Source organism: Thalassovita gelatinovora, from assembly GCF_001458355.1.
Classification (GTDB): Bacteria; Pseudomonadota; Alphaproteobacteria; order Rhodobacterales; family Rhodobacteraceae; genus Thalassobius; species Thalassobius gelatinovorus.
This window is the reverse complement of the sequence record NZ_CYSA01000017.1, coordinates 1-1,331: the sequence shown is the minus strand read 5'-3', so window position 1 is coordinate 1,331 and position 1,331 is coordinate 1. Positions and strand designations below refer to the sequence as shown.

Here is a 1,331-nt window from a genome sequence, read left to right as displayed (position 1 = left end):
TCACACGCCGACTGCTATCAGTATTTTTGTGTGCCTGAGTATGGTACAGCTAATGGCCGTCTTCATTTCCATGCGGTGCACTTTATGCGGACACTTCCTACAGGTAGCGTTGACCCTAATTTTGGTCGTCGGGTACGCAATCGCCGCCAGTTAAATAGCTTGCAAAATACGTGGCCTTATGGTTACAGTATGCCCATCGCAGTTCGCTACACGCAGGACGCTTTTTCACGTTCTGGTTGGTTGTGGCCTGTTGATGCTAAAGGTGAGCCGCTTAAAGCTACCAGTTATATGGCTGTTGGTTTCTATGTGGCTAAATACGTTAACAAAAAGTCAGATATGGACCTTGCTGCTAAAGGTCTAGGAGCTAAAGAATGGAACAACTCACTAAAAACCAAGCTGTCGCTACTTCCCAAGAAGCTGTTCAGAATCAGAATGAGCCGCAACTTCGGGATGAAAATGCTCACAATGACAAATCTGTCCACGGAGTGCTTAATCCAACTTACCAAGCTGGGTTACGACGCGACGCCGTTCAACCAGATATTGAAGCAGAACGCAAAAAGAGAGATGAGATTGAGGCTGGGAAAAGTTACTGTAGCCGACGTTTTGGCGGCGCAACCTGTGACGACAAATCTGCTCAAATTTATGCGCGCTTCGATAAAAATGATTGGCGTATCCAACCTGCAGAGTTTTATCGCTTCCATGACGCAGAAGTTAACACTTTCGGATATTTCTGATGAGTCGAAAAATTATCTTGATAAAGCAGGAATTACTACTGCTTGTTTACGAATTAAATCGAAGTGGACTGCTGGCGGAAAATGAGAAAATTCGACCTATCCTTGCGCAGCTCGAGAAGCTCTTACTTTGCGACCTTTCGCCATCAACTAACGATTCTGTCAAAAACTGACGCGTTGGATGAGGAGAAGTGGCTTAATATGCTTGGCACGTTCGTCAAGGACTGGTTTAGATATGAGTCACATTTTGTTCATGGTAGAGATTCTCTTGTTGACATTTTAAAAGAGCGTGGATTACTATCTGAGTCCGATGCTGTTCAACCACTAATAGGTAAGAAATCATGAGTCAAGTTACTGAACAATCCGTACGTTTCCAGACCGCTTTGGCCTCTATTAAGCTCATTCAGGCTTCTGCCGTTTTGGATTTAACCGAAGATGATTTCGATTTTCTGACGAGTAACAAAGTTTGGATTGCTACTGACCGCTCTCGTGCTCGTCGCTGCGTTGAGGCTTGCGTTTATGGTACGCTGGACTTTGTAGGATACCCTCGCTTTCCTGCTCCTGTTGAGTTTATTGCTGCCGTCATTGCTTATTATGTTC

4 protein-coding genes are annotated in these 1,331 nt (G+C 44.8%); all 4 read left to right on the top strand.

Translation table 11 applies throughout. The features are described from left to right. On the top strand, positions 1-819 hold an 819-nt coding region (locus TG4357_RS20230; protein ID WP_058262701.1), incomplete at its 5' end, for a replication endonuclease. After that, a complete protein-coding gene (locus tag TG4357_RS20225) occupies positions 752-904 on the top strand; it encodes a hypothetical protein (RefSeq protein ID WP_435988044.1) in 153 nt (50 codons plus the stop codon). The genes TG4357_RS20230 and TG4357_RS20225, both read left to right, overlap by 68 nt. Then, positions 837-1,076: a phage DNA packaging protein C gene (locus TG4357_RS20220; RefSeq protein WP_016670801.1), complete on the top strand. Its 240-nt coding sequence runs from the start codon at positions 837-839 to the stop codon at positions 1,074-1,076. The genes TG4357_RS20225 and TG4357_RS20220 overlap by 68 nt, the downstream gene beginning before the upstream one ends. Beyond that, positions 1,073-1,331 (top strand): hypothetical protein (locus TG4357_RS20215; RefSeq protein ID WP_497986784.1); only part of this gene is annotated, 259 nt, incomplete at its 3' end. The genes TG4357_RS20220 and TG4357_RS20215, both read left to right, overlap by 4 nt.